This window comes from Streptomyces sp. NPDC088147, assembly GCF_044741565.1.
GTDB lineage: Bacteria > Actinomycetota > Actinomycetes > Streptomycetales > Streptomycetaceae > Streptomyces.
Genome location: NZ_JBIUSY010000002.1, coordinates 457,810 through 481,208, shown reverse-complemented (window position 1 = coordinate 481,208; position 23,399 = coordinate 457,810). Strand labels below are relative to the sequence as shown.

The 23,399-nt window shown below is 70.3% G+C and carries 22 protein-coding genes; 9 read left to right on the top strand and 13 right to left on the bottom strand.

Annotation, left to right across the window (positions count from 1 at the left end; all coding sequences use genetic code 11):
• Positions 1-213: 213 nt before the first annotated feature.
• The 6 genes from ppdK to ACIOGX_RS07400 all read right to left on the bottom strand — a co-directional run bounded on the left by ppdK (position 214) and on the right by ACIOGX_RS07400 (position 8,097).
• The gene (ppdK, locus tag ACIOGX_RS07425) at positions 214-2,952 is read right to left on the bottom strand and encodes a pyruvate, phosphate dikinase (RefSeq protein ID WP_387015571.1); all 2,739 of its coding nucleotides are present in this window, start codon (positions 2,950-2,952) and stop codon (positions 214-216) included.
• A 356-nt stretch (positions 2,953-3,308) separates the two neighbouring features.
• Positions 3,309-3,950, bottom strand: coding sequence for an HAD family hydrolase (locus ACIOGX_RS07420; protein ID WP_401912005.1), 642 nt, complete (start codon positions 3,948-3,950; stop codon positions 3,309-3,311).
• 56 nt (positions 3,951-4,006) lie between these two features.
• Entirely contained in the window at positions 4,007-5,131 is a 1,125-nt protein-coding gene (locus ACIOGX_RS07415) for an ABC transporter ATP-binding protein (RefSeq protein WP_401911047.1), read from the bottom strand.
• Between the two features lie 7 nt (positions 5,132-5,138).
• Positions 5,139-6,095 (bottom strand): ABC transporter permease subunit, encoded by a 957-nt coding sequence (locus tag ACIOGX_RS07410; protein ID WP_356506585.1) that lies wholly within the window; start codon positions 6,093-6,095, stop codon positions 5,139-5,141.
• Positions 6,083-6,979 (bottom strand): ABC transporter permease, encoded by an 897-nt coding sequence (locus ACIOGX_RS07405; RefSeq protein ID WP_401911044.1) that lies wholly within the window; start codon positions 6,977-6,979, stop codon positions 6,083-6,085. Before ACIOGX_RS07405 ends, ACIOGX_RS07410 begins: the two co-directional genes overlap by 13 nt.
• Positions 6,979-8,097, bottom strand: a complete 1,119-nt coding sequence (locus ACIOGX_RS07400) for an ABC transporter substrate-binding protein (protein WP_401765566.1) — start codon at positions 8,095-8,097, stop codon at positions 6,979-6,981. The genes ACIOGX_RS07405 and ACIOGX_RS07400 overlap by 1 nt, the downstream gene beginning before the upstream one ends.
• A 328-nt stretch (positions 8,098-8,425) precedes the next feature.
• Here ACIOGX_RS07400 and ACIOGX_RS07395 point away from each other — a divergent pair, with 328 nt between their 5' ends.
• Positions 8,426-9,208: a GntR family transcriptional regulator gene (locus ACIOGX_RS07395; protein WP_356506579.1), complete on the top strand. Its 783-nt coding sequence runs from the start codon at positions 8,426-8,428 to the stop codon at positions 9,206-9,208.
• Between the two features lie 31 nt (positions 9,209-9,239).
• Here ACIOGX_RS07395 and dusB read toward each other — a convergent pair whose 3' ends face one another.
• Positions 9,240-10,403, bottom strand: coding sequence for a tRNA dihydrouridine synthase DusB (dusB, locus tag ACIOGX_RS07390; protein ID WP_401765316.1), 1,164 nt, complete (start codon positions 10,401-10,403; stop codon positions 9,240-9,242).
• A 65-nt stretch (positions 10,404-10,468) separates the two neighbouring features.
• Between dusB and ACIOGX_RS07385 the strand changes: the two genes are divergently transcribed.
• On the top strand, positions 10,469-11,941 hold the full coding sequence (locus ACIOGX_RS07385; RefSeq protein WP_356506575.1) for an MFS transporter: 1,473 nt from the start codon (positions 10,469-10,471) through the stop codon (positions 11,939-11,941).
• Positions 11,942-11,990: 49 nt separating this feature from the next.
• Here the strand turns inward: ACIOGX_RS07385 and ACIOGX_RS07380 are convergent, their stop codons facing one another.
• Together ACIOGX_RS07380 and ACIOGX_RS07375 are read right to left on the bottom strand one after the other, a co-directional pair.
• Positions 11,991-12,932 (bottom strand): helix-turn-helix transcriptional regulator, encoded by a 942-nt coding sequence (locus ACIOGX_RS07380; protein WP_401911039.1) that lies wholly within the window; start codon positions 12,930-12,932, stop codon positions 11,991-11,993.
• Between the two features lie 98 nt (positions 12,933-13,030).
• Complete coding sequence (locus ACIOGX_RS07375; RefSeq protein WP_129771170.1) at positions 13,031-13,225, bottom strand: DUF1918 domain-containing protein; 195 nt, start codon at positions 13,223-13,225, stop codon at positions 13,031-13,033.
• Between the two features lie 251 nt (positions 13,226-13,476).
• Here ACIOGX_RS07375 and ACIOGX_RS07370 point away from each other — a divergent pair, with 251 nt between their 5' ends.
• Positions 13,477-14,853, top strand: coding sequence for an MFS transporter (locus tag ACIOGX_RS07370; RefSeq protein WP_401765563.1), 1,377 nt, complete (start codon positions 13,477-13,479; stop codon positions 14,851-14,853).
• Positions 14,854-14,972: 119 nt separating this feature from the next.
• Here the strand turns inward: ACIOGX_RS07370 and ACIOGX_RS07365 are convergent, their stop codons facing one another.
• On the bottom strand, positions 14,973-15,212 hold the full coding sequence (locus ACIOGX_RS07365) for a DUF6243 family protein (protein ID WP_401911036.1): 240 nt from the start codon (positions 15,210-15,212) through the stop codon (positions 14,973-14,975).
• Positions 15,213-15,461: 249 nt separating this feature from the next.
• Between ACIOGX_RS07365 and ACIOGX_RS07360 the strand changes: the two genes are divergently transcribed.
• Together ACIOGX_RS07360 and ACIOGX_RS07355 are read left to right on the top strand one after the other, a co-directional pair.
• Positions 15,462-16,478 carry an aldo/keto reductase gene (locus ACIOGX_RS07360; RefSeq protein WP_383968927.1) on the top strand — a complete coding sequence of 339 codons (1,017 nt, stop codon included), beginning with the start codon at positions 15,462-15,464 and terminating at the stop codon, positions 16,476-16,478.
• A 122-nt stretch (positions 16,479-16,600) separates the two neighbouring features.
• A complete protein-coding gene (locus ACIOGX_RS07355) occupies positions 16,601-17,185 on the top strand; it encodes a TetR family transcriptional regulator (RefSeq protein WP_356506567.1) in 585 nt (194 codons plus the stop codon).
• A 65-nt stretch (positions 17,186-17,250) separates the two neighbouring features.
• On the opposite strand, the gene ACIOGX_RS07350 is transcribed toward ACIOGX_RS07355, so the two are convergent.
• Positions 17,251-17,457, bottom strand: coding sequence for a hypothetical protein (locus ACIOGX_RS07350; protein ID WP_129771042.1), 207 nt, complete (start codon positions 17,455-17,457; stop codon positions 17,251-17,253).
• 134 nt (positions 17,458-17,591) lie between these two features.
• Positions 17,592-18,974 (bottom strand): glycine--tRNA ligase, encoded by a 1,383-nt coding sequence (locus tag ACIOGX_RS07345; protein ID WP_129771043.1) that lies wholly within the window; start codon positions 18,972-18,974, stop codon positions 17,592-17,594.
• A 144-nt stretch (positions 18,975-19,118) separates the two neighbouring features.
• Here ACIOGX_RS07345 and ACIOGX_RS07340 point away from each other — a divergent pair, with 144 nt between their 5' ends.
• From ACIOGX_RS07340 to ACIOGX_RS07325, 4 genes are all read left to right on the top strand, one after another.
• Positions 19,119-20,123 carry a metal ABC transporter solute-binding protein, Zn/Mn family gene (locus tag ACIOGX_RS07340; RefSeq protein ID WP_401911031.1) on the top strand — a complete coding sequence of 335 codons (1,005 nt, stop codon included), beginning with the start codon at positions 19,119-19,121 and terminating at the stop codon, positions 20,121-20,123.
• A 32-nt stretch (positions 20,124-20,155) separates the two neighbouring features.
• Positions 20,156-20,995, top strand: a complete 840-nt coding sequence (locus ACIOGX_RS07335) for a metal ABC transporter ATP-binding protein (RefSeq protein WP_356506562.1) — start codon at positions 20,156-20,158, stop codon at positions 20,993-20,995.
• A gap of 2 nt (positions 20,996-20,997) precedes the next feature.
• Positions 20,998-21,912 (top strand): metal ABC transporter permease, encoded by a 915-nt coding sequence (locus tag ACIOGX_RS07330; protein ID WP_356506560.1) that lies wholly within the window; start codon positions 20,998-21,000, stop codon positions 21,910-21,912.
• An 84-nt stretch (positions 21,913-21,996) separates the two neighbouring features.
• On the top strand, positions 21,997-22,437 hold the full coding sequence (locus tag ACIOGX_RS07325; RefSeq protein WP_129771046.1) for a Fur family transcriptional regulator: 441 nt from the start codon (positions 21,997-21,999) through the stop codon (positions 22,435-22,437).
• Between the two features lie 114 nt (positions 22,438-22,551).
• Here ACIOGX_RS07325 and ACIOGX_RS07320 read toward each other — a convergent pair whose 3' ends face one another.
• Complete coding sequence (locus ACIOGX_RS07320) at positions 22,552-23,385, bottom strand: isoprenyl transferase (protein ID WP_356506557.1); 834 nt, start codon at positions 23,383-23,385, stop codon at positions 22,552-22,554.
• Between the last annotated feature and the right edge of the window lie 14 nt (positions 23,386-23,399).

Below are 23,399 nucleotides of genomic sequence, written 5' to 3'. Positions count from 1 at the left end.
CGCACATGACGAAGGGGCGGGCACCTCCGCACAAGGCGCCCGCCCCCTCTCTGTGCCCCGGAGCCACCTCGCCGGTCCGGCGAGGGTCAGGGATCAACCGGCAATGCGGCTCCGGTGTTCAGAGGAAATCCCCCATTTTCTGTCGGGAGTCACCAAAACCCCTCGGAAGCAATCGAACTGCGTTGCGAACTCGCTCGCGAACCTGATCGGGAATCACCGTGAATCGCTGCCGGCCGACGACGCCGCCGCGCGGCCCGCCTCCAGTCGCGCCACCGGGATCCGGAACGGCGAGCAGGAGACGTAGTCCAGACCCACCTCGTGGAAGAAGTGCACCGACTCCGGGTCGCCGCCGTGCTCACCGCAGACGCCGAGCTTGAGCCCCGGCCGGGTGGCCCGGCCCGCCTCGGCCGCGCTCCGCACGAGCGCGCCGACGCCGTCCCGGTCGATCGTCTCGAACGGGGAGACCCCGAAGATGCCCTTCTCCAGGTACGCCGTGAAGAAGCTCGCCTCCACGTCGTCGCGGGAGAAGCCCCAGACGGTCTGGGTGAGGTCGTTCGTACCGAAGGAGAAGAACTCCGCCGCCTCCGCGATCTGCCCGGCGGTCAGCGCGGCGCGCGGCAGCTCGATCATCGTGCCGAGCGCCAGGGTGAGTTCGACCCCGGTGGCCCGCTCGACCTCGGCGATGACCTGCTCGGCCTCGTCCCTGACGATCTCCAGCTCCTGGACCGTGCCGACGAGCGGGATCATGATCTCCGGGCGGGGGTCGCCCTTGGCGTTCTTGCGCTCGGCCGCCGCCTCCGCGATGGCGCGTACCTGCATGGCGAACAGCCCGGGGATGACCAGGCCGAGCCGTACCCCGCGCAGACCGAGCATCGGGTTCTGCTCATGGAGCTTGTGCACGGCCTGGAGAAGGCGCAGATCGTTCTCGTTGTGGTCCTTGCGGGCCTCGGCGAGGGCGACCCGTACCGACAGTTCGGTGATGTCGGGCAGGAACTCGTGCAGCGGCGGGTCGAGCAGCCGGACCGTCACCGGCAGGCCGTCCATCGCCTCGAACAGCTCGATGAAGTCCTTCTTCTGGAAGGGCAGCAGCGCCCCCAGCGCCTCTTCCCGCTCGTCGTCCGTGTCGGCGAGGATCAGCTTCTCGACCATCCCCCGGCGCTCGCCCAGGAACATGTGCTCCGTACGGCACAGTCCGATGCCCTGGGCCCCGAAGCGGCGGGCGCGCAGCGCGTCCTCGGCGTTGTCGGCGTTGGCGCGCACCCGCAGCCTGCGGCGGCGGTCCGCGTACGCCATGATCCGGTGGACGGCCTCCACCAGTTCGTCGGCGTCGTCGGCGCCCGCGTGCATCCGTCCCTCGAAGTACTCGACGACGGGCGACGGTACGACCGGGACCTCACCGAGGTAGACCTTGCCGGTCGAGCCGTCGATGGAGACGACGTCGCCCTCCTCGATGACGGTCCCGCCGGCCGTCAGCCGGCGGGACTTGGTGTCGACCTCCAGCTCCTCGGCGCCGCAGACACAGGTCTTGCCCATGCCCCGGGCGACGACGGCGGCGTGCGAGGTCTTGCCGCCGCGCGAGGTGAGGATGCCCTCGGCGGCGATCATGCCGTCCAGGTCGTCGGGGTTGGTCTCGCGGCGGATGAGGATGACCTTCTCGCCGGACCGCGACCACTTGATGGCGGTGTACGAGTCGAAGACCGCCTTGCCGACGGCCGCGCCGGGCGACGCGGCGATCCCCCGCCCGAGCAGCTGCCGCTTCGCGTTCTCGTCGAAGCGCGGGAACATCAGCTGGGCGAGCTGGGCGCCGTTGACGCGCTGGAGCGCCTCCGCCTCGTCGATCAGTCCCTGGTCGACGAGTTGGGTGGCGATCCGGAAGGCGGCGCCGGCGGTGCGCTTGCCGACCCGCGTCTGGAGCATCCACAACTGGCCGCGCTCGATGGTGAATTCGATGTCGCACAGATCCCGGTAGTGCGTCTCCAGGGTCTCCATGATGCCCATGAGCTGGTCGTACGACGTCTTGTCGATGTGCTCCAGCTCGGCGAGCGCCACCGTGTTGCGGATGCCCGCGACGACATCCTCGCCCTGCGCGTTCTGGAGGTAGTCGCCGTACACGCCCTGGTGGCCGCTGGCGGGGTCGCGGGTGAAGGCGACGCCCGTGCCCGAGTCGGGGCCGAGGTTGCCGAAGACCATGGAGCAGATCGTGACGGCGGTGCCGAGGTCGCCGGGGATGCGCTCCTGACGGCGGTAGAGCTTGGCCCGGTCGGTGTTCCAGGACTCGAAGACCGCGCGGATCGCCAGATCCATCTGCTCGCGCGGGTCCTGCGGGAAGTCGCGGCCCGCCTCCCGGGAGACGATCTTCTTGAACCGCGCGACCAGCTCCTTGAGATCGGCGGTCTCCAGATCCACGTCCGTGGCGGCGTTCTTGGCCCGCTTGGCCTCCTCCAGCGCCTCCTCGAAGAGGTCGCCGTCGACGCCGAGCACGGTCTTGCCGAACATCTGGACCAGCCGGCGGTACGAGTCCCAGGCGAAGCGCTCGTCGCCCGCCTGGGCGGCGAGTCCGGCGACGGAGGCGTCGGAGAGCCCGACGTTCAGGACGGTGTCCATCATGCCGGGCATGGAGAACTTGGCGCCGGAGCGTACGGAGACGAGCAGCGGGTCGTCGGCCTGGCCGAGCCTCTTCGCCATCTTCTGTTCGAGGGCGTCGAGATGCGCGCTCACCTCGTCGCGCAGAGCGGCCGGTTCGGCACCGCTGTCGAGATAGATGTTGCACGCCTCGGTGGTGATGGTGAAGCCCGGCGGGACAGGCAGCCCGAGGTTGGTCATCTCGGCGAGATTGGCACCTTTGCCGCCGAGGAGGTGCTTCAGATCCTTGTTGCCCTCGGTGAAGTCATAGACGAACTTCTCGCCCTGGAGCGTGGGGGTGGCTACATGGGGATCGCTGTTTTCCGACACGGGTCCGACTCCTCAAGGACGCGGTGGCTGCCCTGACGGCGAGGAACATACCCAGATCGAAGGTGCCTGGGTACGGCCACTTGCCTGTCATACGGCCTTAACCACCCGTCCGCCAGCGGATCGAAAGTGGCCGTGGCGCGGCGGGACGGGCCCGCCTCCTTCACGCCTCGAAGCGGCCATGACCCGCGCATGACCGGATGCGCTCATATGAGTGATGACATCGACGTCTGAGTTCATGTAATGAACACAGAAAGGGTGGCACCGCGTGCCACCCTTTCTGTTTCGCACTCACTCAAGATCCGCTCATCTGAGCCTTGCCCACATCAAACGTGGCGAGAATCACGCTCTCGGATGGCCTATCCGAGACCCTCGGAGGCCCCGGGTCCGCAGCCGCGCAGCACCGCCAGGTCGACGTCCTCCAGACTCCGGGCGAAGTACCGCCCCACCGCCGGCTCCACCGGCAGCAACGAGGGCACCACCAGCACCGCGCACCCCGCCGCCTGGGCCGAGGCGCTGCCGTCCGGCGAGTCCTCCACGGCGACACACACCGCGGGCCCGACACCGAGCCGCTCGGCCGCCGCCCGGTAGGGGTCGGGGTACGGCTTGGTCCGTACGGTGTCGTCGGCGGAGAGCGTGAAGGCGAACGGCACATCGGCCAGCGACCCCCCGACCACCGAGTCCACGACGGCCCGCGGCGACGCGCTGACCAGCGCGAAGGGCACCTCGGCCCGCTCCAGTTCGGCCAGCAGCCGCCGGGCGCCAGGACGCAGCGGCGCGCCCGCCTCCACCCGCCGGAAGAAGGACCCGGTCAGCTCCGCGGCGACCGTGTCGGCGCACCCGCCGCCCGTGACCCGCACCAGATGAGCGGCCGTGTCGGCGACCGCCCTGCCGACCACTTCGGGGGCGTCCGCGCCGGTGAGCCGGTGGCCGAGGCCCCCGGCGATCTCGTCCGCCGTCTCCCACCACAGCACCTCGGTGTCCACGAGAGTGCCGTCCATGTCGAAGAGCACCGCCGCGGGCGTCGTCCCCGTACTCCCGCGCGGCCCCGCCGTGCTCACGCGCCGCCGCCCGGGGCCGGCACCACGAGGACCGGGCGCCGCGCGGGCTCGACCGTCGCCCGTACCCCGGGGACCAGTTCGCCCGCGTCCCGGGACGGCACATCGGACTTCACCGAACCGCCGCCGGGGAGATCGAGCAGCACGCGCGTGACCGAGCCGAAGAAGGACGCGGAGACGACCGTCGCCGTGCCGGCCGGATCGGCGGTGGCGGTGATGTTCTCGGGACGGATCAGCACCTCCACCTCGCGGCTCGCCGGCGTTTCGCCGTCCACGGGCAGCGTGACACCCGCGACCTCGACCTGCCCGCCGTCCGTGAGTCTCCCGGGCAGCCGGTTCATCGTGCCGACGAACTCGGCGACGAACGCCGTGGCGGGCCGCTCGTACAGCTCCGCGGGCGGCGCGCACTGCTCCAGCCGGCCCGCGTTGAGCACCGCCACCCGGTCGGCCATGGAGAGCGCCTCCTCCTGGTCGTGGGTGACGAAGATGGTGGTGATGCCCAGCGACAGCTGGAGCCGCCGGATCTCCTCGCGCAGCGTCAGCCGGACCTTGGCATCGAGTGCCGAGAGCGGTTCGTCCAGCAGCAGGACGCGCGGGCGCAGCGCCAGGGCGCGGGCGAGCGCCACGCGCTGCTGCTGACCGCCGGACATCTGGTGCGGGAAGCGGTCGCCGTGCTCGGGAAGGCCGACCAGATCGAGGAGCTCGGCCGCGCGGGCGCGCCGCTCGACGGCGGACACCTTGCGCACCCGCAGTCCGAACGCCACGTTGTCACGGGCGTTGAGATGCGGGAAGAGGCTGTACGACTGGAAGACCATGCCCGCGTCGCGCCGGTTGGCCGGTACGCGGGTGATGTCCTCGCCGTCCACCAGCACCTCGCCCGAGTCCGGCTGCTCGAAGCCGGCGAGGACCCGCAGCGCCGTGGTCTTGCCGCAGCCCGAAGGGCCGAGCAGGGCGAGGAGTTCACCGGGCCGCGCCGTCAGGTCGAGCCCGTCGAGGGCGACGGTCGGGCCGAACGCCCGGCGCAGACCGCGGAATTCGACCAGGGCGCCGGTCGCGCCCGTGGTCTCCGCCGCCGGACGGTCCTCCTCCGGACGGTCTTCGGTTGCTGTCGAGGTGAGGGACATGGGAGGTCTACTCCTTGCCGGGGGCGGGAGAGGTGGGAGAGCCGGAAGAGGCCGAGGGGGCGGGCGGTGCGGGAGTCGCCGAGGCGGCCCGGGTTCCCGCGCGCGACAGGAGCAGCAGCAGCGCCCAGGTGATCAGCAGGCTGAGCAGCGAGACGGCCACCGACATCCGCGCCTGCGCGCCGGAGACGGAGACGATCCACACCGCGAACGGCCGGAAGCCGAGCAGCGAGGCGATCGTGTACTCGCCGAGCACCAGCGCCAGGGTGAGGAAGGAGGCACCGGCCAGCGAGGAGCGGAGGTTGGGCAGGATGACCCGCAGGATCACATACGGCCTGCTCGCCCCGCAGTTGCGCGCGGCCTCCACCAGCGTCGGCACGTCCACGGCGCGCAGCCCGGCGTCCAGCGAGCGGTAGACGAACGGCAGCGCGAGCACGGTGTAGGCGAGTACCAGCACCACCGGGAACGACTCGTTCTGCACCGCCAGGAAGGTCTGGTAGAGCGGCGTACGGGAGAGATGGTCCGGTCCCCAGCGCAGCACGGTCGTGACGCCGGTGACCAGCGCGATCGGCGGCACCACCAGCGGCAGCATGCAGACGATCTCGACGAGCGGCCGCAGCCGCGGCGCGCCCAGCCGTACGGCGATCAGCGCCGGCACGGCCAGCAGCAGCGCCAGCGCGATGGTGGCGGCGGCCAGCCCGAGGGAGAGCAGCAGGCTCTGGGTGAAGCCCTCGGCCGAGAGGATCCCGGTGTACGCGGCGAAGGAGACGCCCTGCCCCGGCGTGTGCACCGTGAAGACGAACGAGGACAGCAGCGGTACGAGGAAGTAGAGCCCGGCGAGCGCCAGCACCGCGCCACGCCAGACGCGGGGGCGGCGGCGCGCCCGTACCCGTACGGCCTTGCCGTCCCGCGCCCGCCGAGGGGTCTGTCCGGGGGCGGGGGCGGCGGTCGGTGTCAGTGCAGCCATCGGGTGCTCCGTCGCTGGAGGGGCAGATAGACCGCCATGACCAGACCGGCGATCACGATCATGTCGAGGCTCAGCGCGAGCGCCACGTTCTCCTGTCCGACCAGGACGTTGCCGGAGAGCGCGTCCGCGATCTTCAGCGTGACCAGCGGGACGGAACCGCCCACCAGCGCGGCGGCGGTGGCGTGCGCGGCGAAGGCGCTGCCGAAGAGCAGCACGAACCCGCCGAGCAGTGAGGGCGCGAGGACCGGCAGCCCGACATGGCGCCAGAACTGCCAGGTGGTGGCCCCGGCGTTCTGCGCGGCCTCGCGCCACCGCGGGCGCAGACCGTCCAGCGCCGGGACGCTGACGAGCACCATCAACGGCACCAGGAAGTACAGGTAGATGACGGCGAGTCCGGTGAAGGAGTACAAGTTCCAGCCGACGCTGTCGAGATGGCCGAGCCGGGTGACCACACCGGAGATGCCGAGGGTGGCGACGAACGCGAACGCCAGCGGGATCCCGCCGAAGTTGGCGAGCACACCGGAGGCGGTGAGGACGGCGTTGCGGAGCGCGCCGCCGCGCGAGGTGACGACGGCCTGGGCGATCAGCGTGCCGAGCAGGGTGGCGATCACGGCGGTCAGCGCGGAGAGTTCGACGCTGCCGGCCAGCGAGGTCAGATACGGGCCCTGGAGCGAACGCTGAAGGTGTTCACCGGTCAGGGCGGTGGCGCCGGTGACCGGGTCGTCGCGGGTGACGGCCCCGTACAGCAGCGCGCCGACCGGCAGGCCGAAGCAGAGCGCGGCGAAGACGAGCAGCGGGAGGGCGCCGAGCCAGGCGCGCGGCGCCCGCCGCCGACGGCGTGTTCCGTCGGCGGCGCCCGGTGCGGACGAGGAGGGGGTGGGCATCAGGAGACGGCCTTGTCCCAGTTCTCGGCGAGGGTGGCGTTGGCCTTGTCCAGCTCGGCGGACTCGGGGAAGCTCGGGGTGCCCTCGACCTTGGGGAGCTTGGCGACGAAGGTCTTGTCGGCGGTGCCTTCCGTGGTCATCGAGGGCAGCAGCACGGGGCGCGCGTACCCCTTCAGCCACAGGTTCTGGCCCTCGGTGCCGTACAGGAACTCCATCCACAGCCGCGCGGCGGCGGGGTGGGGCGCGTCCTTGTTGATGGCCTGCGAGTAGTACTGCGCGTACACGCCGTCGGCCGGGATGACGACCTTCCAGTCGACGCCCTTGCCGCGGAACTGGTCGGCGTAACCGGCGTTGAGGTAGTCCCAGTCGATGCTGATGGGCGTCTCGCCCTTCTCGACCGTGGCCGGGGTGGACTCGACGGGGATGAAGTTGCCGTTCTTCTTCAGCTTGCCGAAGAAGTCGATACCGGGCTGGATGTCGCCGAAGGAGCCCTTGTTGGCGAGCGACGCCGCGTACACGCCGCCGAAGGCCGAACCGGACTTGGTGGGGTTGCCGTTGAGCGCCACCTTGCCCTTGTACTCGGGCTTGAGGAGATCGGCGAAGGTCTGGGGGCAGTTCTTGATCCGGGCCGCGTCGCAGCCGATCGAGACATAGCCGCCGTAGTCGTTGAACCAGCGGCCGTCCTTCTCCTTCTGGGCGTCCGGGATCTTGTCCCACGCCTCGACCTTGTACGGCGCGAAGAGGTTCTCGGCGGCGCCGCTGCGGGCGAAGGCGATGCCGAGGTCGAGGACGTCGGGCGCGCGCTTCTGGCCCTTGCGGGACTTGACGGCGGCGATCTCGTCGGAGCTGGAGGCGTCCGGGTTCTCGCTGCTGACCTTGATCTTGTACGTGGCCTCGAACGCCTTGATGACCTCGCCGTAGTTGGCCCAGTCCGGCGGAAGGGCGATCACATTGAGCGTGCCCTCCTTCTCGGCGGCCGTGACGAGGGCCTCCAGCCCGCCGAAGTCGGCGGCGGAGGCGGCGGTCGCGGCCTTGGCACCCGCGGCGGAGTCCGCGGAGTCGTCGGGCGCGGCGCCACAGGCGGTGAGCGCGGTGAACGCGGCGGTGCTGAGCGCCACGGCGGCGACGAGCCGGCCGTTGGCGCGGACACGGAGTCTGGTCACGCGGTGTCTCCAGGAGCGAGAAGTGAGGGTGTCGGGGTGAGGGTGTCGGGGGGTGTCACTTGTTCAGACAAGATGGCATCAGTTCGCCCGGCTCAGGTATCGCGGACATGAACGGACGATGACCATGGCGACAGGAACCGAGGAAGACCAAATCCGTACAACTGGCTGGCGATGCCAGTGAAGGGGGACGGAAACACCCGCGGAAACGTACGGTTAGAGTGAAGGTCAGGTTCGCGACCGTTGGACGTACCTGTGCACAGTTGGGTTTTCCGAGGGGGCAGGCGTGGCATCAGGCACGAGCGGATCGCGCTATCTGGAGATCGCCGAGGCGCTGCGGCAGTCGATCCTGAGCGGCGAGCACCCCGTCGGCGCCCGGCTGCCCTCGGAGAGCGATCTGGCGGCCCGCTGGTCGGTCTCGCGCGGCACGGTACGGCAGGCCGTCGGACTGCTCGCCTCGGAAGGGCTGATCGGCTCCCGGCAGGGCGCGCGCCGTGTCGTCCTGCGCCAGGAGCGCCGGCACAGTTTCCAGCAGCTCAACAGCTTCGCGCAGTGGGCACAGGCCATGGGCTGCGAGGTCTCCAGCCGGATCCTCAGCCGTACCACCCGGCCCGCGACCGCCGAGGAGGCGTCCCGGCTGGGCGTCGGGCCGGGAAGCGAGGTGCTGTACGTCGTGCGCGTGCGGCGGCTGGACGGGGAACCGGTGATGGTCGAGCGCACGGCCTACACGGACTGGGTCGCGCCAGTCGTCCGCGCGCTGCCCGACGACGTCGTCTCGATCATGAACAGCATCGCGGAGAACGCCGGCATCGTCGCCCACTACGGCGAACACCTCATCGACGCCGTCGCGGCGGGCAGCGAGGACGCCCGGCTGCTCCGGGTCCGCCGGGCCAGCCCGCTGCTGCGGCAGCGCCATCTGACGAACACGGCGGCCGGCCGGCCCATCGAGTGGACCGACGACCGCTACCGCGCGGGCAGCGTGGCGTTCAGCGTCAGCAACTCGGCCGCGGCGGCGCCGCTGGAGCGGCAGGCCGGCCCCGAGGTGACCAGAAGCCCGTCCGCGGACTGACCCTCCGGGCGCCCCCGGGACGGGGCCGGTCTCAGCCGCCCGACGTGTCCAGCTCCGCGTCCGCGCCGATCCCCGCGCAGTCGTACGGGTCCTTCAGCCAGCCGTCCGGCAGGACGACCCGGTTGTTCCCCGACGTACGCCCGCGCGGCCCGTCCGCGCCGTCCGGCCACGGCTGGTCCAGATCGAGCCCGGCCATCAGCTCGTCGAGTTCGGCGAGCGACGAGGTGACCGCCAGCCGCTTGCGCAGCTGCGAGCCGACCGAGAAGCCCTTCAGATACCAGGCCACATGCTTGCGGAAGTCGATCACCCCGCGGGCCTCGTCCCCGATCCACTCCCCCAGCAGCTCGGCGTGGCGCCGCATGACGCCCGCGACCTCGCGCAGCGTGGGCCGCGCCGTCTCGCCGTGCCCCTCGAAGGCCGCGACCAGGTCCCCGAAGAGCCACGGCCGGCCCAGGCAGCCGCGCCCCACGACCACACCGTCACAGCCGGTCTCGCGCACCATCCGCAGCGCGTCGTCCGCGGACCAGATGTCGCCGTTGCCGAGCACGGGGATCTCCGGCACATGCTCCTTGAGCCGCGCGATGGCGTCCCAGTCCGCGGTGCCGCCGTAGTGCTGGGCGGCGGTCCTGCCGTGCAGCGCGATCGCGGTCACGCCCGCCTCGACCGCGATCCGCCCCGCGTCGAGATAGGTGAGGTGGTCGTCGTCGATGCCCTTGCGCATCTTCATCGTGACCGGCAGCTCCCCGGCGTTGGACACGGCCTCGCGCAGGATCGCCCGCAGCAGGGGCCGCTTGTACGGGAGGGCCGAGCCGCCGCCCCTGCGGGTGACCTTGGGCACCGGGCAGCCGAAGTTGAGGTCGATGTGGTCGGCCAGACCCTCGTCCACGATCATCCGGACGGCCTTGCCGACGGTGACCGGATCCACTCCGTACAGCTGGATCGAGCGCGGCGTCTCGGTCGCGTCGAAGTGGATGAGCTGCATGGTCTTCTCGTTGCGCTCCACCAGCGCCCGGGTGGTGATCATCTCGCTGACGAACAGCCCCTTGCCGCCGCTGAACTCCCGGCACAGCGTCCGGAACGGGGCGTTGGTGATCCCGGCCATGGGGGCGAGCACCACCGGCGGCTGGACGGTATGGGGACCGATGGCCAGCGGGGCGGCCGGAGGCGCGGCGAGCGTGGAGAGTGGAGCGGTCATCCGCCCATTGTCGCGCACGCCCGACGCGCACGGCGCGCGTCATGAGGTGGCCGTACCATCGATGAATGCCAGAGCTGAGCCACCGACGGCAGATGCTGGTGCTGGCGATCTGCTGCATGAGTCTGCTGATCGTCAGCCTCGACAACACCATCCTCAATGTCGCGCTGCCCTCCATGCAGAAGGAACTGCATGCCACGGTCGCCGGGCTCCAGTGGACGATCGACGCCTACACCCTCGTCCTCGCCTCGCTGCTGATGCTCGCGGGCTCCACCGCCGACCGGATCGGCCGACGCCGGGTCTTCAAGACCGGGCTCGTCCTGTTCACCCTCGGCTCGCTGCTCTGCTCCCTGGCACCGACCCTCGAATCGCTGGTCGCGTTCCGTATGGTGCAGGCGGTCGGCGGCTCGATGCTCAACCCGGTGGCGATGTCGATCATCACCAACACCTTCACCGAGCCGCGCGAGCGCGCCCGCGCCATCGGTGCCTGGGGCGCCGTCGTCGGTATCGCGATGGCGGCGGGCCCGCTGATCGGCGGACTGCTGGTGGACTCGGTCGGCTGGCGGTCGATCTTCTGGATCAACATCCCCATCGGGATCGCCGCGTTCATCCTGACCTGGCGGTACGTCCCCGAGTCGCGCGCCCCGAAGCCGCGCCGCCCCGATCCCGTGGGACAGCTGCTGGTCATCGGCGTGCTCGGCGCCCTCACCTACGCGATCATCGAGGCGCCCCAGGCGGGTCTGACCTCACCGCTGATCCTGTCGTTCGCGGCCGTCGCGGTCCTCTCGTTCGCCGGGCTGCTGCTGTACGAGCCGAGACGCGCCGAACCACTGATCGACCTGCGGTTCTTCCGCAGCGCGCCGTTCAGCGGGGCGACGGTCATCGCCATCTCCGCCTTCGCCGCGCTCGGCGGGTTCCTCTTCCTCAACACGCTCTATCTCCAGAACGTACGAGGACTGTCCGCGCTGCACGCCGGGCTGTACATCCTGCCGATGGCCGCCATGACCTTCCTCTGCGCCCCGCTCTCCGGCCGGCTCGTCGGCAACCGGGGACCGCGGATCCCGCTGCTGATCTCGGGAACGGCGATGACGGTGAGCGGTGTGCTGTTCGCCGCGTTCGACGCGGAGGCGACCGACGCGCTGCTGTTCACCGGCTATGTGCTGTTCGGTCTCGGCTTCGGCATGGTGAACGCGCCGATCACCAACACCGCCGTCTCCGGTATGCCCCTCTCCCAGGCGGGCGTCGCCGCCGCCGTGGCCTCCACCAGCCGCCAGATCGGCCAGACGCTGGGCGTGGCCGTGATCGGCGCGGTGCTGGCGGCCGGCACGGTGGGCGCGGTGGCCTCCGCCTCGTACGACACGGGGTTCGTGAAGGCGAGCCACCCGGCCTGGTGGATCATCACGGCGTGCGGGGTCTGCGTCCTGGTGGTCGGCGCGCTCACCAGCGGCGCCTGGGCGCGGCGGACGGCCCGCCGTACGGCGGAGCGCCTGGAGCCGGGAGCCCCCGGCAGCGAGGCCGCCGTGGAGGGACCCGGCCGGTGACCGGCCCTCGTGCGTAAGCCGGTGACCGGCCCTCGGTACGTCGTCGGCCTCAGTGACCGGCGAGAGCCGGCGCGGATGCCCGAGCGGACGCCTGGAGCTTCTCCAGCCGGAGCCCGGTCTCGTCGTCCACCGGGACATAGCTGACCAGCCGGGGCCCCGCGGACGGCCCGAGCCAGAGGTTGGTGTGCTCCAGATTCAGCTGACCCACCTCGGCGTTGACGAACCTCTTGGTCCTGTCCCCGACCGGAGCGACCACTTCGTGCCGCTCCCAGATCTCGCGGAACTCGGGCGAGGCCGCCCGCAGCCGTCCGAGCAGCGTCTTCCAGGGAGGCTCCGAGAGATGCTCCGCCATGGCGGAGCGGAACTTGGCCGCCATGATCCGGGTCGTCTCCTCGCGATTGCCGAGGGCGGCGCGGAAGTCCTCGTTGGTGAAGGCGAGCCAGAGGCAGTTGAGGTCCTGCGGCGGCAGCGCGTCCAGGTCGCACATCATCACGCCGTACGTGCGGTTGTACGCGAGGATGTCGTACCGGCTGTTCTGCACACACGCCGGGAACGGCTCCAGCCGCTCCAGCATCTGCCGGATCGCGGGCGTGATGGTGGGGCACGGCGTCCCGGGCGCGGGATCCAGCGCCCCGGCCAGCGCGAAGAGATGCGCGCGTTCGCTGGGGTCGAGGAGAAGGGCGCGGGCGAGCGCGTCGAGGACCTGCGCGGAGACCTGAATGGCCCGCGCCTGCTCCAACCAGGTGTACCAGGTGACACCGACGGCGGAGAGCTGGGCGACCTCCTCGCGCCGCAGCCCGGGAGTACGCCGACGGCTCCCCCGGTCGAGCCCGACCTGCTCGGGCGTGATCCGCTCACGGCGACTGCGCAGGAACCCCGCCAGCTCATGGCGGCGGATATCGCTCTCTTGCCCGGCCTGCGTCGACTGCCCGGCCCGCGTCACGTGTCCGGCTCGCGCCGTGTGCCCGGCCTGCGCGCTGGTGAAGGTCATGATTCAAGGGTGCCGCATGTCCCAGCCCGTTGCCAGGCAGTCCTGGTAACGGGATAAGAGCCTCCCGCTACCAGGCATCACGGGGTGCTACCCGCGCTTCACTCGCTCTTCGAGTGCGGCTCCACGGCGGTGTCCGGGCCCGGCGACACGATCGATTCGTGACCGTTCTCGGCACGTACCTTGAACGGAGGCGAGCCGTTCGGCCCCAGCACCTCCACGACCTCCACGATCCGGTCGTGCTTGCCGACCACCCGGCCGTGCATCACCAGACGGTCGCCCTTGTTCGCTTTCATCATCACTCCCCTCTCACTTGGTGTAACCGAGAGTGTACGAAGCGCAGAGGTCGGTCGCCCTCGGTGAAAAAAGGGTGTCGCACGGCAGCCCATTGCCGGGTAGTCCGTGTACCAGGATAAAGACACTCTGGTACCAGGGTGAGTGTGGAGCGATCGTCGATGGAGTGAGTAGAGCATTCGCGTCCCTACAGAAGACATCCACCGCCAAGGCCCCATCCGGCGGACCGCCCGTCATCCATGACCACGGGTCCGTGCTCGGCGCTCTCGGCCTGTTCACCGTGCTCCTCGGTGCGGCGCTCCCTCTGATCGACTTCTTCATCGTCAATGTAGCTCTGCCGACCATCGATCACGATCTGGCCGCGGGCCCCGCGCTGCTGGAACTGGTGGTGGCCGGGTACGGGCTGTCGTACGCCGTGCTGCTCGTGCTCGGCGGGCGGCTCGGGGACATGTTCGGACGGAGGCGGCTCTTCCTCCTCGGCATGGCGGCCTTCGGCATCACCTCACTCGTCTGCGGCCTCGCGCCGAACGCCTGGACGCTGGTCGGGGCGCGGGTGGCGCAGGGCGCCGCGGCGGCGCTGATGCTGCCGCAGGTGCTGGCCACCATCCACTCCGCGACCGGCGGACAGCGGCGCGCGAAGGCGCTGAGCCTGTACGGCGCGACGGCCGGGCTCGCGATGGTGGCGGGCCAGATCCTGGGCGGGGTGCTGGTCGCGGCCGATATCGCGGGAAGCGGCTGGCGGGCGATCTTCCTGGTGAATGTGCCGGTGGCGCTGGTGGGCCTGCTCTTCGCGGTCCGCTCGGTGCCGGAGACCCGCTCGCAGCGGCCGGCGCCCATCGACACACCGGGGACGATCCTGCTGGCCGCCGCCCTGGTGACGCTCCTGGCGCCCCTCACGGAGGGCCGGGCCGCCGGATGGCCCTGGTGGACATGGGTCTCGCTCGCGGCCTTCCCGGTCGTGTCGTACGCCTTCGTACGGGTGGAACGGCGGGCCGACCGGCAGGGCAGGACGCCACTGGTGCCGCCGAGCCTGCTCGCGCTGGTCACGCTCCGGCGGGGGCTGGCGCTGATCGTGCCGTTCGGAATCGGCTTCGGCGGCTTCATGTTCGTGATCGCCGTCGCCCTTCAGCAGGGGCTGCGGATGGGCGCGATCGACGCCGGACTGACGCTGGTGCCCATGGCGGTGGCGTTCTTCGGGGCGTCACTGGCGGGTCCGCGGCTGATACGGCGGTACGGCAGCCTGGTGGTCACGGCCGGCGCGGTGTTCCAGGCCGCCGGGGTGGCGTTGCTGGCGCTCGCCGTATGGGGCGGCTGGCCCTCGGTCGGCGGGCTGGATCTGCTGCCGGGTGTCGCGCTGGCCGGTCTCGGCCAGGGCCTCCAACTGCCCGTCATCATCCGCATCGTGCTCTCCGACATACCGGCCGAGCGGTCCGGAGTGGGCAGCGGTGTGATGGTCACGGCACAGCAGTCCGCGCTGGCGCTGGGGGTGGCGACGCTGGGCTCGCTCTTCCTGACCCTCGCCGGCACGGCGGGGATGCGGGACGCCCTGGTCGTCACGCTGCTGGCGCAGCTGGGGCTGGTCGTCCTGACAGGGCTGCTGAGTCTGCGGCTGCCGCGGAGGATCGGCTGAGCGGCAGGGACACGGATACGGCACGTGGGCCCGGATCACCGAGGTGATCCGGGCCCACGGCGTATGACGTGTGAGGTACGGCCTGTGGCGTACGTACGGCCGGAGTGCGTCAGCCTGCGTCAGTCCTGCGAGGCGGCGCTCTCCGTCGTGTCGTTCCGCTGCGCGCCGTCGCCCTGGGCGCCGTTGCCCTCGCCCTGTCCCGCGGCGCGCTCACGCATCTTGCGCAGCAGCTCCTGCTTGTGGTCGGCGGAGGCCTTGCGGTTGGCGTCGCGCGCGGGGGCGCTGGCCTGCGGGTCGGTGCGGGACAGCTTCTTGCGCTGTCCGCCGACGCCGAGAAGGTTGTTGCGGCTCTTTGCCATGGGGTTCTCCCGAAGCGATGAGAAGTGATCTGCGGATTCGTCGGTGGGGGGCGGGTCGTCGCCGCCGCGCTCTCACTCGTAGATCTGGAAGAACATGCCCGTGACGCTACCACCGGGCGGGGCCCGGACGTAACGCGTTTTTGGCGGACACCGGACACGTGATGGCATGAGCGATGACAGATATTGAAATCTGTCATCGCTCATGCCATGGTTGTTCTGTCACTCAGCGATCCGCCTGGAGGAACCCTCATGAACGCCATCCCCACCCGCTCTCTCGGCGCCTCGGGCCCCCGTACCTCCGCGCTCGGCCTCGGCTGCATGGGCATGTCCGCCCTGTACGGAGGAGATGTGGACCGCGCGGAGTCCATCGCCACCATCCACGCCGCGCTGGACGCGGGCGTCACCCTGCTCGACACGGGCGACTTCTACGGCATGGGCCACAACGAGCTGCTGATCGGCGAGGCCCTGCGCACCGCCCCCGCGGCTGCCCGCGAGCGGGCCCTCACCAGCGTCAAGTTCGGTGCCCTGCGCGACCCGGACAACGGGTGGAGCGGTTACGACGGCCGCCCCGCCGCCGTGAAGAACTTCGCCGCGTACTCCCTCCAGCGCCTCGGCACCGACCACATCGACATCTACCGGATCGCCAGAGTCGACCCGGACGTCCCGATCGAGGAGACGGTCGGCGCCATCGCCGAGCTGATCCGGGCCGGACATGTGCGGCACGTAGGACTCTCCGAGGTCGGCGCCGGGACCATCCGCCGGGCAGCCGCCGTCACCCCCGTCGCGGACCTCCAGATCGAGTACTCCCTGATCTCGCGCGGCATCGAGGACGAGATCCTGCCGGCCGTCCGCGAGCTGGGCATCGGCGTCACGGCGTACGGAGTGCTCTCACGCGGACTGATCAGCGGCCACTTCACCCATGACCGCGAGCTGGCCCCCACCGACTTCCGCGCCGTGAGCCCCCGGTTCCAGGGCGACAACCTCCGGCACAACCTCGGGCTGGTCGAGTCGCTGCGGAAGATCGCCGGACAGAAGGGTGTCTCGGTCGCCCAGATCGCCATCGCGTGGGTGCTCTCCCGGGGCGAGGACATCGTGCCGCTCGTCGGTGCCCGCCGCCGTGACCGGCTGACCGAGGCCCTCGGCGCGCTGGACGTCACGCTGGACGCCGGTGATCTGGCCGCCATCGAGAGCGCCGTACCGTCCGGTGCCGCCGCCGGGGACCGGTATCCGGCCGGTCAGATGGAGCATCTCGACAGCGAGCGCTGACCGGCGCGGAGGACGCGGGGGAAGGGACCGCCCCCGTCGGCCGTCCTGTCGGGTCGCCGGGCCTGACAGGTAATGTCATCTGTCGCATCCGCCGTACGAACCACGAAAGGCCGGGCGCCCCCATGGCCACCGAGCCCCTGACCGCCGAGCGCATCCTCGAAGCCACCGAGGAGGTGCTGCGCCGCTACGGCCCGGCGAAGGCGACGGTGGTCGATGTGGCACGGGTGCTCGGCGTCAGCCATGGCAGTGTCTACCGGCACTTCGGCACGAAGGCGGCGCTGCGGGAGGCGGTCACCTCGCGCTGGCTGAGCCGTACGGAGACAGCGCTGGCCGCGATCATGGACGGGGAGGCCGAGCCGGGCCCGGAGAAGCTGCGCGGCTGGCTGCTGGCGCTGTTCGACACCAAGCGGCACAAGGCAGGGGACGACCCGGAGCTGTTCGCCACGTTCTCCGTGCTCATCGACGAGAGCAGCGATGTGGTCGACGCGCATCTGACGGAGCTGGCCCACCAACTCACCCGGATCGTCGAAGAGGGCGTGCGCGAGGGCGAGTTCGTGGCGGCGGACCCGGCGAGCACGGCCGGGGCGGTCTTCGCCGCCACGGCCCGCTTCCATGACCCGTCGTACGCGCCGGAGTGGCGGAAGCCCACGATCGACGCCGAGTTCACCGCCGTCTGCGATCTGCTGCTGCGCGGTCTGCGGGCCTGATACGGCCCCTGGGCCGGCCCAGGGCGTGCTGCGAAAGTCCCGCCCTGCCGGCCCGCCGCGCCCGCTCAGTCCGCCGCCGGGTCCACCGTCGCCTGGTGGGCCTCGGTGAGATGTTCCTCGGCCTTGAGCCAGGGCAGGAACTGCGCCCCCTTGCGCCAGCCGCAGGTGTCGCAGATCAACGACCGCTGCACACCCGCCTTCTGGACGCGTACGACATGCTCGCGCCCATGCTGATCCCATCTCCTGACCGTGCTGGTCGTCGTGGCCGGCATGATCCGTGCCTCCCTGGTAGGTCAGCGCCCAGTCTGCAACGAAGCCCCCGGTTCCGTGAGGGAACCGGGGGCTTCGAGCTACGAACGTAACCCGCCGTTCAATGTGGGCCGTTGTCAGGTGTCGTCGGCGGCCGTCAGCAGCCGAGGAGCCGGGCGCCGAGGTAGCTCTGGATCTGGTCGAGCGACACGCGCTCCTGCTGCATCGTGTCGCGCTCGCGCACCGTCACCGCGTTGTCGTCCAGGGTGTCGAAGTCGACGGTCACACAGAACGGCGTGCCGATCTCGTCCTGGCGGCGGTACCGGCGGCCGATGGCGCCCGCGTCATCGAACTCGATGTTCCAGTTGCGCCGCAGATCCGTCGCGAGGCCCTTGGCCTTCGGCGAGAGCTGCGGGTTGCGGGAGAGCGGCAGCACGGCCACCTTGACCGGCGCGAGGCGCGGGTCGAGACGCATCACGGTGCGCTTCTCCAGGACGCCCTTGGCGTTCGGCGCCTCGTCCTCGTTGTACGCGTCGAGGAGGAAGGCGAGCATCGAGCGGCCGACACCGGCGGCGGGCTCGATGACATACGGGGTCCAGCGCTCGCCGGCCTCCTGGTCGAAGTACGACAGGTCGTGGCCGGACGCCTTGGAGTGCGCGGAGAGGTCGTAGTCGGTGCGGTTGGCGACACCCTCCAGCTCGCCCCACTCGCTGCCGCCGAACTGGAAGCGGTACTCGATGTCGGCCGTGCGCTTGGAGTAGTGCGAGAGCTTCTCGGCCGGGTGCTCGTACCACCGCATGTTCTCCTCACGGAGACCCAGGTCGGTGTACCAGTTCCAGCGCTGCTCCATCCAGTATTCCTGCCACTGCTCGTCCTCGCCCGGCTTGACGAAGAACTCCATCTCCATCTGCTCGAACTCGCGCGTGCGGAAGATGAAGTTGCCCGGAGTGATCTCGTTCCGGAAGGACTTGCCCATCTGCGCGATGCCGAACGGCGGCTTCTTGCGCGACGTCTGCTGCACCTGGGCGAAGTTGGTGAAGATGCCCTGCGCGGTCTCGGGCCGCAGATAGGCGACGGAGCCGGAGTCCTGCGTCGGGCCGAGGTGGGTGGAGAGCAGGCCGGAGAACTGCTTGGGGTCGGTGAACGTGCCCTTGTTGCCGCAGTTCGGGCAGTTGATGTCGGCGAGGCCGTTCTCCGGCGCCTTGCCGTGCTTCGCCTCGTACGCCTCCTCCAGGTGGTCGGCGCGGAACCGCTTGTGACAGGAGGTGCACTCGGTGAGCGGGTCACTGAAGGTCGCGACGTGGCCGGACGCCTCCCAGACCTCCGTGGCGAGGATCACCGAGGAGTCGATACCGACAACGTCCTCGCGCGAGGTGACCATGTAACGCCACCACTGACGCTTGAGGTTTTCCTTCAGCTCGACTCCGAGCGGCCCGTAGTCCCAGGCGGCGCGCTGACCACCGTAGATCTCACTGCACGGGTAGACGAAGCCACGGCGCTTGCTCAGGTTGACGATGCTGTCGATCTTGTCGGCGGCCACGGTGCTCTCTTCATTACGACGACGACGAACGGCGAATGCTTCAGATTAGCGGCGGCCGCACCCCTTCGATCAAATCGGTGCGGGGTAAGAGGCGGCTGCGACCCTTGTTGACAATCGTTTCCACTTTTGTTGAAAATGACAGTCATGAACGCACGACGCCTGATACCCACCGCCACTCTCGCCGGAGCAGTCACCCTCGGCCTGGTCACGCTGTCCGCCTGCTCCTCCTCCGACGCCGCCGACACGAAGAGCGGTGACCGGCTCGCGGTGACCGCGTCGTTCTACCCCATGCAGTTCCTGGCCGAGCGAATAGGCGGCGACCACGTCTCCGTCAGCACGCTCACCAAGCCCGGCGTGGAGCCGCACGACCTGGAACTCGCCCCCCGGCAGGTCGCCCAGCTCGGCGAGGCCGATGTCATCCTCTATCTCAAGGGCGTCCAGCCCGCCGTGGACGAGGCCATCACGCAGTCCGGTGTGAAGAACACCGTCGACGCGACCTCCCTCACCACGCTGGAGAAGCACGGCACCGAGGTCGGCCACTCCCACGACGACGGCCACGAGGACGGCCACGCGGGCGAGGAGGGCCACGAGGAGGGCCACTCCGCCGGCGAAGAGGACGCCCTGGCCGGCAAGGACCCGCACATCTGGCTGGACCCGGTGAAGTACGCCGAGGTCGCCAAGGGGGTCGGCGCCTCCCTGGAGAAGGCCGACCCGGACAACTCCGCCGCGTACCGGAAGAACACCGACGCCCTGGTGAAGGAGCTCGGCGGCCTGGACACGGCGTTCGAGCAGGGCCTCACCGGCACCGCCACCAAGACCTTCATCACCACCCACGCCGCCTTCGGCTATCTCGCCGAGCGCTACGGTCTGACGCAGGAGGCCATCGCGGGCATCGACCCCGAGTCGGAGCCCAGCCCCGCCCGGGTGAAGGAACTGCGGACCATCGCGGAGCACGACAAGGTCAGCACCGTATTCTTCGAGACGCTCGCCAGCGACAAGACCGCCAAGACCCTCGCGGCGGACTCCGGACTGAAGACCGACGTCCTGGACCCGCTGGAGGGAATTACGGACAAGTCCAAGGGCGATGACTACATCGAGGTCATGCAGTCGAACCTCGCCGCGTTGCGGACAGCACTCGGCGCGAAATGAAACAGCCGGCAGCGGTATCGGAGGCGCCCGACATGGCGACGAGGGAGAGCGGTCAGACCGCCGAGGCGGCGCGGCGGACGCCGGAGCGGGGCCCGGCCCCGGTCGTGACCGTCCGCGGCGCCAGGGCCACACTCGGTTCGCGCCCGGTGCTGCGCGGCGTCGATCTGGCCGTGCACAGCGGTGAGGTCGTCGCGCTGCTCGGTGCCAACGGCTCCGGCAAGTCCACCGCCGTACGGTCGGTGATCGGACAGGTACCGCTGACCGACGGCGAGATCACACTCTTCTCGACCCCGCTGCGCCGCTTCCGCGACTGGGCGCGCGTCGGGTACGTACCGCAGCGCACCACCGCCGCGAGCGGGGTGCCCGCGACCGTCCGCGAGGTCGTGGCCTCCGGCCGGCTGTCCCGTACGAGGTTCGGCCTGCCCGGCAAGGCCGACCGGGCCGCCGTCGAGCGGGCCATCGACCTGGTCGGGCTCGCCGACCGCGCCAAGGACTCCGTGGACGCGCTCTCCGGCGGCCAGCACCAGCGCGTGCTGATAGCCAGGGCGCTCGCCGCCGGGCCCGAACTGCTGATCATGGACGAACCGATGGCGGGCGTCGACCTGGCCAGCCAGGACATCCTCGCGGCGACCCTGCGCGAACAGGTCGCGGCCGGTACGACCGTGCTGCTCGTCCTGCATGAACTGGGCCCGCTGGAGCCGCTGATCGACCGCGCGGTGGTCCTGCGCGACGGCTGTGTGGTCCACGACGGACCGCCGCCCCGGGCGGCCGGCCCACACGGCCTGTCCGGCCATGCCCCCGATCCTCTGACCCATCCCGGCTGCCATCCGCACGCGGCCGGCGAGCCGCTCCGCACAGGACTGCTGACCTGACCATGGAAATCCTCCAGACCGCCTTTATGCAGCGCGCGCTGATCGCGGCCGTACTGGTCGGCATCACGGCCCCCGCCGTCGGCATCTACCTCGTACAGCGCCGCCAGGCCCTGATGGGCGACGGCATCGGCCATGTCGCCATGACCGGGGTCGGCCTCGGTTTCCTGCTCTCCACCAGCCCGGTGTGGATGGCGACGCTCGTGGCCGTCGCGGGCGCCGTCACGATGGAGCTGATCCGCGCGTACGGCCGCACACGCGGCGACATCGCGCTGGCGATGCTCTTCTACGGCGGCATGTCGGGCGGCGTCCTGCTGATCAACCTCGCGCCCAACGGCTCCAACGGCAGCCTCAGTACGTATCTGTTCGGCTCCTTGTCGACGGTCTCGCCGGCGGACGTGACCGCGATCTCGCTGCTCGCCGCCTTCGTGATGCTGGTCACCGTGGGGCTGCGCCGGCAGCTCTTCGCGGTCAGCCAGGACGAGGAGTTCGCCCGCGTCACCGGACTGCCGGTGCGCACGCTGAACCTGCTGATCGCGGTCACGGCCGCGGTGACGGTCACCGTCGCCATGCGGGTGGTGGGGCTGCTGCTGGTCAGCGCGCTGATGGTGGTGCCGGTCGCGGCGGCCCAGCAGATCACCCGGTCCTTCGTGGTCACCTTCGTCCTCTCCGTGGTGATCGGTACGGCGGTGACACTGGCCGGCACGGTCACCTCGTACTACCAGGACGTGCCGCCCGGCGCGACGATCGTGCTGATCGCCATCGGTGTCTTCGTGGTGCTGACCGCGCTCGCCACCCCCCTCGCCAGACGCCGGGCCCGCGCGCTGCGGGCCGCCGAGGCCGCGGCCGTACCGGACGTGGAGGCGCCGGACGTGGACGTGCCCGCCGCACGCCGGACCGCGGGCGATGTCACGGTCTGACTGCCGGGCGGTCACGAACTGGCACAATGGCCCGTGGGAAGCGGGCAACGCCCGAGGGATACGGGCAGAGGCAAGGAGGCACCTGTGACGACTGCGCCCAGCGGTGGATCAAGCGCGGCCCCCGTGCGCGGCCGATCGACCCGCCAGCGTGCCGCGGTGGCGGCGGCGCTCGACGAGGTGGACGAGTTCCGGAGCGCGCAGGAGCTCCACGACATGCTCAAACACCGTGGTGACTCGGTCGGTCTGACCACGGTCTATCGCACCCTTCAGTCCCTCGCCGACGCGGGCGAGGTCGATGTACTGCGCACGAACGACGGCGAGTCGGTCTACCGGCGCTGCTCGACCGGCGACCACCACCACCATCTCGTCTGCCGGGTCTGCGGAAAGGCCGTGGAGGTCGAGGGGCCCGCGGTGGAGCAGTGGGCCGAGATGATCGCCGCGCAGCACGGCTATGTGGCCGTGGCGCACACGGTGGAGATCTTCGGTACGTGTGCGGAGTGCGCGGCGGCGGTCGCGAAGAACTAGCTTCCGCATCAAGCGCCCTCTGTATCAAGCGCCTTCTGTATCAAGCGCCTTGGGTCGCCGTGCGGGCTCATCGTCGAGCCCGTACGGCGACCGCGCGCGTTCCGGCCCCGCCGCCTACTCGGCCTGCTCGGCCTGCTCCGGCTGGTCCTCGTTGGGCAGCGCTCCGCCGAAGCGCCGGTCCCTGGACGCGTACTCCAGACAGGCCCGCCACAGATCACGGCGGTCGAAGTCCGGCCACAGCACGTCCTGGAAGACCATCTCGGCGTAACTGCTCTGCCAGATCAGGTAGTTCGACGTGCGCTGCTCCCCGCTGGGACGGAGGAAGAGATCCACGTCCGGCATGTCGGGGTAATACAGGTACTTGGCGAACGTCTTCTCGTTGACCTTGGACGGGTCGAGCTTGCCGGACGCGACATCGGCGGCGAGCGCCTGCGCGGCGTCCGCGATCTCCGCGCGGCCACCGTAGTTGACGCAGAAGTAGAGCGTCATGGCGTCGTTGTCCTTCGTCTGCTCCTGGGCGACCTGGAGCTCCTGGACGACCGACTTCCACATCTTGGGCATCCGGCCCACCCAGCGGATCCGGATCCCCAGCTCGTCCATCTCGTCGCGGCGGCGCCGGATGACATCGCGGTTGAAGTTCATCAGGAAGCGCACCTCGTCGGGGGTGCGCTTCCAGTTCTCGGTGGAGAAGGCGTACAGGGAGAGGTTCTTGACGCCCATCTCCAGACAGCCCTTGAGTACATCGAGTACGACGCCCTCGCCGACCTTGTGGCCCTCGGTGCGCGGCAGACCGCGCTCCTTGGCCCAGCGGCCGTTGCCGTCCATGACGCAGGCCACATGCTTCGGGACCAGCTCGCCGGGGATCTTCGGCGGACGCGCACCGGAGGGGTGCGGTTCCGGCGTCTTGTACTCGCGGCGGGAACGCCCCATGATTCCGCGTCGTGCCATGCGCTCTCGTCTCC

Excerpts from the sequence above, each read along its gene's own strand:
- ACIOGX_RS07410 (WP_356506585.1), bottom strand. The coding sequence starts at position 6,095 with ATGGCTGCACTGACACCGACCGCCGCCCCCGCCCCCGGACAGACCCCT.
- ACIOGX_RS07405 (WP_401911044.1), bottom strand. The coding sequence starts at position 6,979 with ATGCCCACCCCCTCCTCGTCCGCACCGGGCGCCGCCGACGGAACACGC.
- ACIOGX_RS07335 (WP_356506562.1), top strand. The coding sequence starts at position 20,156 with ATGGCGACGAGGGAGAGCGGTCAGACCGCCGAGGCGGCGCGGCGGACG.
- ACIOGX_RS07385 (WP_356506575.1), top strand. The coding sequence starts at position 10,469 with ATGCCAGAGCTGAGCCACCGACGGCAGATGCTGGTGCTGGCGATCTGC.
- ACIOGX_RS07375 (WP_129771170.1), bottom strand. The coding sequence starts at position 13,225 with ATGAAAGCGAACAAGGGCGACCGTCTGGTGATGCACGGCCGGGTGGTC.
- dusB (WP_401765316.1), bottom strand. The coding sequence starts at position 10,403 with ATGACCGCTCCACTCTCCACGCTCGCCGCGCCTCCGGCCGCCCCGCTG.
- ACIOGX_RS07415 (WP_401911047.1), bottom strand. The coding sequence starts at position 5,131 with ATGTCCCTCACCTCGACAGCAACCGAAGACCGTCCGGAGGAGGACCGT.
- ACIOGX_RS07355 (WP_356506567.1), top strand. The coding sequence starts at position 16,601 with ATGGCCACCGAGCCCCTGACCGCCGAGCGCATCCTCGAAGCCACCGAG.
- ACIOGX_RS07365 (WP_401911036.1), bottom strand. The coding sequence starts at position 15,212 with ATGGCAAAGAGCCGCAACAACCTTCTCGGCGTCGGCGGACAGCGCAAG.
- ACIOGX_RS07420 (WP_401912005.1), bottom strand. The coding sequence starts at position 3,950 with ATGGACGGCACTCTCGTGGACACCGAGGTGCTGTGGTGGGAGACGGCG.
- ACIOGX_RS07350 (WP_129771042.1), bottom strand. The coding sequence starts at position 17,457 with ATGCCGGCCACGACGACCAGCACGGTCAGGAGATGGGATCAGCATGGG.
- ACIOGX_RS07360 (WP_383968927.1), top strand. The coding sequence starts at position 15,462 with ATGAACGCCATCCCCACCCGCTCTCTCGGCGCCTCGGGCCCCCGTACC.
- ACIOGX_RS07320 (WP_356506557.1), bottom strand. The coding sequence starts at position 23,385 with ATGGCACGACGCGGAATCATGGGGCGTTCCCGCCGCGAGTACAAGACG.
- ACIOGX_RS07330 (WP_356506560.1), top strand. The coding sequence starts at position 20,998 with ATGGAAATCCTCCAGACCGCCTTTATGCAGCGCGCGCTGATCGCGGCC.
- ACIOGX_RS07380 (WP_401911039.1), bottom strand. The coding sequence starts at position 12,932 with ATGACCTTCACCAGCGCGCAGGCCGGGCACACGGCGCGAGCCGGACAC.
- ACIOGX_RS07340 (WP_401911031.1), top strand. The coding sequence starts at position 19,119 with ATGAACGCACGACGCCTGATACCCACCGCCACTCTCGCCGGAGCAGTC.